General features: G+C 42.3%; 6 protein-coding genes and 1 pseudogene. All 7 read left to right on the top strand.

From position 1 onward, the window contains the following. Positions 1-111, top strand: a pseudogene (locus BU200_RS11020) (IS5/IS1182 family transposase); the annotation flags it as partial. 179 nt (positions 112-290) lie between these two features. Next, positions 291-1,625 (top strand): metallophosphoesterase, encoded by a 1,335-nt coding sequence (locus tag BU200_RS09625; protein ID WP_075099939.1) that lies wholly within the window; start codon positions 291-293, stop codon positions 1,623-1,625. Positions 1,626-2,133: 508 nt separating this feature from the next. Continuing rightward, complete coding sequence (locus BU200_RS09620; protein ID WP_075099938.1) at positions 2,134-3,147, top strand: glycosyltransferase family 2 protein; 1,014 nt, start codon at positions 2,134-2,136, stop codon at positions 3,145-3,147. An 11-nt stretch (positions 3,148-3,158) separates the two neighbouring features. Beyond that, on the top strand, positions 3,159-4,070 hold the full coding sequence (locus tag BU200_RS09615) for an aldo/keto reductase (RefSeq protein WP_075099937.1): 912 nt from the start codon (positions 3,159-3,161) through the stop codon (positions 4,068-4,070). Positions 4,071-5,014: 944 nt separating this feature from the next. After that, positions 5,015-6,766, top strand: coding sequence for an aspartate--tRNA ligase (aspS, locus tag BU200_RS09610; protein ID WP_075099936.1), 1,752 nt, complete (start codon positions 5,015-5,017; stop codon positions 6,764-6,766). Next, on the top strand, positions 6,759-7,694 hold the full coding sequence (locus BU200_RS09605; protein WP_075099935.1) for a YitT family protein: 936 nt from the start codon (positions 6,759-6,761) through the stop codon (positions 7,692-7,694). The genes aspS and BU200_RS09605 overlap by 8 nt, the downstream gene beginning before the upstream one ends. A gap of 87 nt (positions 7,695-7,781) precedes the next feature. After that, complete coding sequence (gene nrdI / locus BU200_RS09600) at positions 7,782-8,249, top strand: class Ib ribonucleoside-diphosphate reductase assembly flavoprotein NrdI (protein WP_075099934.1); 468 nt, start codon at positions 7,782-7,784, stop codon at positions 8,247-8,249. Positions 8,250-8,398: the final 149 nt, after the last annotated feature.

Below are 8,398 nucleotides of genomic sequence, written 5' to 3'. Positions count from 1 at the left end.
GCGAAGTTTAAGACTTTTCAAATCATGAAACAAGACTATCGTGGTCGGAGAAAACGTTTTGAAATACGTGCTGAGTTAATTTGTGGGATTATTAATTTTGAAACCAAGTAGTTACCGAACAAGTCTAATGTAGGTCTATTTTGAAAAAATAGAAAAGATACCTTAAAGATGAGGTAGATATGCATAGCTGACTATTTTCTGCAGGGCTGCTTTTGGTTTTTATTGGCTAGTAGGGCTACTGTCACAGTTGCTAGAAGATGGTATAATAGGTAGGAGAATGGAGGTCTGATATGAAGAAGCGCTATCTGTGTCTAGTCTGTCTAGGAGTTGGACTACTATTTTTATGGTTGCAACAGTCATTTACAAAAGATTCGGATGTGGTAGAAAGCTGGAAAGATTCTCAGCAAATTTGGTTGGTCACAGATATTCACTATCTCTCACCTAGTCTGCATGATAATGGCAAGGCATTTTCAGTTATTCAGAATACAGCTGCGGGAAAAGATGTTCGTTATAGTAAGGAGAGAATGGATGCCTTGGTGGCTCAAGTTCAAAAGAAAAGCCCTAAACTGTTGATTGTCAGTGGTGATATGAGTTTAAATGGTGAGAAAAAGAGTATGGAGGATCTGACAGAGCATTTTAAGGCGATAGAAGCCACTGGGACAGAGGTGCTGGTTATACCGGGTAACCATGATATTGCGAGCGGTTGGGCGCGTGGTTTCAAGGGAGACGACCAAATTCAGACAGACCAAGTGACCCGACATGATTTTGAAAAGATCTTTTCCGATTACGGCTATGCACAGGCTGCGCAACGAGATACAGCATCCCTTAGTTATCTGGCAAAGCCTTTTTCAAATCTCTGGCTCTTGATGATTGATAGTAACATCTATGCTGACGGGCTTGGGAAGGGTGCACCTGCGACTAATGGACGTCTCAAAAAAGAGACATTGAAATGGCTTAAAACTCAATTAGAGGAAGCGCGATTGGCAGGTGTTAAGGTGGTTCCTGTCATGCACCATAATGTTTTGGACCAGCATACTGCACTTACTCGTGGATTTACGCTCGACAATGCAGGGGATTTGCGGGAATTGTATGATCAATATGGCATTAGTCTGACCTTTTCAGGTCATATCCATACCCAGAGTATCAGCCAGCTAAAAGGCGAGCGATCTAGCTTAACAGAGATCGTCAATGGTGCTTTTTCTATGTATCCTATGACGATTGGCCGTCTATCTCTAAAGGAGGAACGCCTTATTTATCAACAGACAAGACTGAATGTTGACTTGTGGAAAAACAATGCTAACCCTGATTTGGCGGATCATCCAAAATACCTGATTGATGTTTTTAATCATGCCAGTGAGATCATGGTTCATACGACCTTGCACAACGAAGCTACTTACGATAGGAGATTCGCAGACCAATTATCTGATATCCTAGCGCCAATCAATTTGGCCTTCTTTTCAGGTGAACGTTTGAGTGATGAATGGTTTGAAACAAATGTGTCTCGCAATTCGGCTTATGTGGCTCTCTTAAAACAAGAACCACAGAGTATGCTAGTGGAGTATATCGCTATGATGATGGATGAAATGCGTAAAAGTTCTGTGGATTATCTAGAATTTGAGTGGTGATAGAAGCTTGAAGTTGTCTCAAAAATCAGTTGCGTTGTGGAACTGCTTCATTCCATTGCTCAATCAAGGGCGCTTTTATAGTTTTTTATTTTTAAATAAAAGAGCAAGATACTTGCTTTGAAATGGGAGAAAGTCTATCTATCCACAAGTTATCCACAATTTGTGGATAACTTGTGGACTATTAGAATCGTTAGAGATGGGATACTGGGGAATAATATCGCTAGATTAAAGCTTTTTATGGTTCTGCAAAGGGGCTTTCTAATGATTAGCGCAGGTGTTTGTCGCTTGTGGATATCCTCCTGCACTAAATAAGGCTGCTGAAAGAAACTTTTCTAGAATTATGGTACAATAATAAAAAATCTGCAGCTACTACTCAAAAAAAATTAAAAGCAAAGAAATTGAACTCGAGCTAAGCACTGGTTACAGCTGTACCTGCTATACAGATACAGTGCCCTTAGGGGAGAGCAGAGTATAGGGCTGGCAGATATTCGTTGATAGGAAGTATAAGATGACCTTATTAAGTATTGCAATTCCAAGTTATAATGCGCAAGAATATCTACATTACGCTGTTGCTTCATTGGTTGTCGGTGGTGATCAAGTAGAAATTTTAATCATCAATGACGGGTCAAGTGACCGGACGCAAGAAATTGCTGAACAGCTGGCTGTTCGCTATACCAATGTCCGGGTTATTCATCAAGAAAATAAGGGGCACGGTGGTGCGGTGAATACGGGCATTCGGGAAGCTAAGGGGCGTTATTTTAAGGTGGTAGATAGTGATGACTGGGTAGATGCCAGAGCCTACCTAAAGATCCTTGAAACCTTAGCAAGCCTAGAGGCACGCGGACAGGCAGTTGATGCTTTTATTTCAAATTTTGTATATGAAAAAGAAGGACAATCTCGTAAAAAAAGCATGGATTACCAGAATGTTTTGCCGACGGATCGAATGTTCACTTGGGACGATGTCGGTGCATTTTCAAAGGGGCAATATATGATGATGCACTCGCTCATTTATCGGACAGACTTGTTGCGCGAAGTGGGCTTGATCTTGCCAGAACATACCTTTTATGTCGACAATATCTTTGTCTTTACGCCACTACAAGCAGTCGAGACCATGTATTATCTACCTGTTGATTTTTATCGCTACTTCATTGGACGGAATGATCAGTCGGTCAATGAATCGGTGATGCTGAAGCGGATTGACCAACAGCTCAAAGTCAATCGGATTTTGGTGGCTAGTCTGGACTTGGATGCTATTCAGCAGCCAGATTTGCGTAGCTATTTGCTCAATCATGTGGAAATTACAACGATTATTTCTTGTGCCCTGCTCAATCGAGGAGGCACGGCGGAACACATGATGAAGAAACAGGAATTGTGGCAATATATTCAGGAGCATAATCCGGCTCTCTTTAAGATTGTTCGTAGTGGGTTATTGGGACAATTGACCAATTTATACGGCTATCCGGGTCGGAAGATTTCCAACGCAGTCTATAAGATTGCAAAGAGTATCTATGGTTTTAATTGATAGGAGAAAAAATGCAAGAATTAGGAAAGACTGGACTAGAGGTATCGCGGATTGCCTTGGGCTGTATGCGGATGGCGAACTTAGATGACAAAGCAGCACAGGAGGTGGTCAAAACAGCCTTGGAGCAAGGTATCACCTTCTTTGACCATGCAGATATTTATGGTGGTGGTGCGTCTGAGCGCCGTTTTGCAGCGGCGATGAAAAGTTTGGGGTTAGACCGCGAGGGTATTATCCTCCAGTCCAAGTGTGGAATCCGCAAAGGCTACTTTGACTTTTCAAAAGAACATATTGTAACCGCCGTTGACGGTATTCTTTCACGCTTAGAGACAGACTATCTAGATGTCCTAGCTCTTCATCGTCCAGATGCTTTACTGGAGCCAGAAGAAGTCGCGGAGGCTTTTTCAGCATTGAAGAAAGCAGGAAAAGTTCGCCATTTTGGTGTTAGCAATCACAATACCTACCAGATTGAATTGCTTCAGTCCTATTTAGAGGAACCTTTAGCAGTCAATCAGTTGCAGTTGTCTCCTGCCCATACACCGCTACTTGATGCAGGCTTGCATGTCAATATGAAGGAAGATGGAGCATTGGTTCGGGACGGAAGTGTCTTAGACTATTGTAGGTTAAAGAGAGTAACCATTCAAGCCTGGTCTCCATTTCTCATTGATTTACAAAGAGGGGTTTTTGTTGATCATCCAGACTATGAGCAGTTAAACCAAACCCTTAAGCGTTTGGCAGAACAATACCATGTTTCACGTGAAGCAATCATTGTCGCTTGGATCATGCGCCATCCAGCAAAGATTCAGACCATTGTAGGATCGATGAATCCAAGACGTCTCGCAAAGATTGCAGCAGCAGAACAGGTAGTGCTGACGCGATCAGAATGGTATGAGATTTACACCAGTGCAGGAAATAGTCTACCATAAATAAATGTGAAAAAGAGGAGCGAGACCAAGATTCTTAGCTCCTTTTTATCCAGCAAGGATTTTCGGGAAAATTCACTCGAATTGTTCCCGATTTACCTGCTTTTGTGATAGAATAGTTAGGTATAAAGTCATTTAGTTTATTTTTATTACTTCGTTAACTCGTCTTGCTGTACTCCAGTATCACCTGTGCCTCGTTGCCTAGTATAGTCATTTAGTTTATATTTTTATTACTTCGTTAACTCGTCTTGCTGTACCCCAGTACTACCTGCGACTCGTTGCCTAGTACTAAAAATAAACTAAACGGCTATAAAATAAACTAAATGACTATAAATCAAAAATAGTGGGGTACTGAAATGCCATACTCTGCAAAAATCAAATTCAAACTAAGATACGAGGGCGTTTGACACGAGTTTCACTCGTTCAATCTCTCACCTTCAACAGTCTTTCTAGACTGTTGAAGCAACTCCTAGACAAAATAGGCGGCCGAACAGAAGCGGATCGCTTCGTTGTGAGACCCCCATAAAGGCAACTAGATTGTAGTGATAGCTACAATCAGATGCCTACTGTGAACTATATTATTTGAGTTACGCCGCTTCATTATTAGGTTTTGTCAGTGAGTTGTAGCCCGAGTTCAGTTATACAAGATACGAGGGCGTTAAAAACTCATAGCGCACTTCTTCATGTATTAACAGTCACTTCCCTGACTGTTAATACCGTATCTGTAAAGCAGGCATAGCCTGCAACAGCCACGGCAAACTAGAAAATTTGACAAGTGAAAAGCTCTAGTGGAGGTTTTCAGCCTATTTTCTAAAGGTAGCCATACCTGTAATTAGTTATGTCTCTTTTTCGCACAGTGCTTAGCCCGAGTTTAACTTGTTTGCTTTTGATTTTTATGGAGTATCAGTGTTCATTTTGGTGTTCTAAACTATCGGAGAGAGGAAAATATGAAACGTTCGATGTATGCGGGACGTGTTCGGAAAGAACATGTCGGTCAGGAAATGACTTTGAAAGGTTGGGTTGGTCGTCGTCGTGACTTGGGTGGCTTGATTTTCATTGATTTGCGAGATCGTGAAGGAATCATGCAGCTGGTCATCAATCCTGAAACGGTATCAAGTGATTTGATGGAACAAGCCGAGAAGGTGCGGAGCGAATTTGTCCTTGAAGTGACAGGACAGGTCGTGGCGCGTGAACAGGCAAACCCTGCTCTACCAACAGGTGAAGTCGAGTTGCAAGTATCTAGCTTGATCATTTTAAATACAGCAAAAACAACGCCGTTTGAAATCAAGGACGGGATTGAAGCGAGCGATGATACCCGTCTTCGTTATCGCTATTTGGACTTGCGTCGTCCTGAGATGCTGGCCAACTTTAAACTGCGTGCCGCGGTAACGCATAGCATTCGGAACTATCTGGATGAGCTTGAGTTTATCGATGTTGAAACACCGATGTTGACCAAGTCCACCCCTGAAGGAGCACGTGATTACTTGGTACCAAGTCGTGTCAGCAAGGGTCATTTTTATGCCTTGCCCCAAAGTCCGCAGATTACCAAGCAATTGCTGATGAATGCAGGTTTTGATCGCTACTATCAAATCGTGAAATGCTTCCGTGATGAGGATTTACGCGGGGATCGTCAACCAGAATTTACACAGGTTGACTTGGAAACCTCATTCTTATCTGAACAGGAAATCCAAGACTTGGTAGAAGGTTTGCTTGCACGCGTCATGAAAGAGACCAAGGGAGTAGAGGTGAAGCTACCATTTCCTCGGATGACTTATGATGATGCTATGAATGCTTATGGTAGTGATAAACCGGATACCCGCTTTGAGATGCTCTTGCAAGACTTGACAGAACTTGTCAAGGAAGTTGACTTCAAAGTCTTTTCAGAAGCGTCTGCTGTCAAAGCTATTGTTGTCAAAGGTGCAGCAGATAACTATTCGCGGAAAGATATTGATAAGTTAACCGAATATGCTAAGCAATTTGGAGCAAAAGGTCTTGCTTGGCTCAAGGTTGCAAATGGAGAATTGACAGGACCGATTGCTAAGTTCTTGACAGGGCTTACAAGTAAGTTGACAGAACGTTTACAGTTACTTGACAATGATTTGGTCCTATTTGTTGCTGATGAATTGGAAGTTGCCAATCATACTCTTGGAGCGCTTCGGACTCGCCTTGCTAAGGACCAAGGTTTGATTGATGAAAGTAAGTTTAACTTTGTGTGGATTGTCGATTGGCCAATGTTTGAGTGGTCGGAAGAAGAAGGACGCTTCATGAGCGCTCATCACCCATTTACGCTTCCGACAGAAGCATCCGCTCATCATTTGGAGGACGATTTGGCAAGTGTCCGTGCAGTTGCCTATGACATTGTCTTAAATGGTTATGAGTTAGGTGGAGGAAGCCTACGGATTAACCAGAAAGAGCTGCAGGAGCGCATGTTTAAAGCACTTGGCTTTAGCGCTGAACAGGCTCATGAACAATTTGGCTTCCTGTTAGAAGCCATGGATTACGGTTTCCCACCACACGGTGGGCTAGCGCTTGGTTTGGATCGCCTTGTGATGCTCCTAGCAGGTAAGGATAATATTCGTGAAGTCATTGCCTTTCCTAAGAATAACAAGGCAAGCGACCCTATGACCCAAGCCCCAAGTACAGTGGCTGATAGCCAATTAGAAGAATTAGCACTTCATATCCAAACAACTAATGAATAGGTATTTTAGAAAACTTCGGATTCAATTTTTGAGAAAGGCTAGACGCAATCGCTTTTGGTCTGTTATTTCAAGCGTTTCAAGAGAGCGGTATGCCGAGCGCATTTCAGGCTCAATCATCTACGGGATTTTATCCAGTATAGCCGTCAATTTCTTTTTCCGGTCAGGAAAGGTTTATTCGTCAGGAGTAACAGGAATTGCGCAGATCGTTTCTGCCATTTCCGTTACCTACTGGGGCTTTGAAATTCCGCTTGCGCTGGTCTACTATGGCTTGAATATTCCCCTGCTGGTCATCTCCTGGTATAAGATTGGCAATAAGTTTACCATCTTTACCTTTATCACGGTTACCTTTAGCTCTTTCTTTATCCAGTTTATGCCCCATATCACCCTGACGACCGATCCACTGGTCAATGCGATTTTTGGAGGTCTCATGCTGGGGACAGGGATTGGTTTTGCCCTTCGTAATAACGTATCAAGTGGTGGCACGGATATCGTTAGTATCTTGATTCGGCAAAAGACAGGTCGTCGGGTAGGCAGCATCTCCCTCATTGTCAATGTCCTGATTATGCTGGTAGCGGGTGTTACCTTTGGTTGGAAGTATGCCCTCTATTCAATGATTGCTCTCTTTGTGTGTAGCCAGATGACGGATGTTATCTATGTCAAGCAAAAGCGCATGCAGGCTATGATTATCACCAGTTACCCCAACCGGGTCATCAAGATGATTCAAAAGAAATTGCACCGCGGTGTTACCATTATCAATGGTGCAGAGGGAGCCTATAATCACGAACAAAAAACGGTCTTGATAACCATCATTACGCGGGCTGAATTTAATGATTTTAAGGCCATTATGAAAAAGGCGGACAAGACAGCCTTTGTATCTGTCGCTGATAATGTCAATATTATTGGACGATTTGTAGAGGCTAATGAATAATGTGATATGCTATCCGTTGACAAGCACAATATATAGATATATAATATGATATGTATTCTATATGTTGTGTTTTTGAATGGAGAAAAGATGAAGAAAGTATACCTTGTTTATATCAGTTTGAGCGGAAATACCGAAAGTTTTGTAAAACGCTTAACAAATTTTTTACAGTTCCAGTCGGATTTGTCGGTGGAGCAGGTTCACGTCAAGGATCTGGTTAAACAGTCCATCCCCTTTTATGAACTTGATGCACCTTTTGTCGCCTTTTTACCGACCTATTTGGAAGGTGGAAATGGTGTAGACAATGGTGATGTTGAGATTCTAACAACACCGCTAGGAGATTTTATTGCCCATGGCAACAATGTGGAAAAATGTCTAGGGGTGGTCGGTTCTGGTAATCGTAATTTCAATAATCAATACTGTCTAACAGCCAAGCAATATGCCGAACGCTTCGGCTTTCCAGTTCTCGATAATTTTGAGCTTCGCGGTCTTCAGGACGATATTGAGCGGGTGGGGAGGAAGATTATGGAGCTAGCCTGTTCAGTACAAGGAAAATAAAAAGATACAAAAAACTCTCTAGTCAATGATATACTCCCCATATAGTGGACAGTGAAAAAACAAAAATTCACTAGACACTATAAGGGGAGTTTTCACATGTCCAAAAGAAGTCCAAAATCAGTAGAAGAAAAGTTAGAAATTGTTTGCTT

The sequence above is a fragment of the Streptococcus acidominimus genome (assembly GCF_001921825.1).
GTDB classification, from domain to species: domain Bacteria; phylum Bacillota; class Bacilli; order Lactobacillales; family Streptococcaceae; genus Streptococcus; species Streptococcus acidominimus.
The sequence above is the reverse complement of the archived record's forward strand: the minus strand, read 5'-3'. Positions and strand labels throughout refer to the sequence as shown.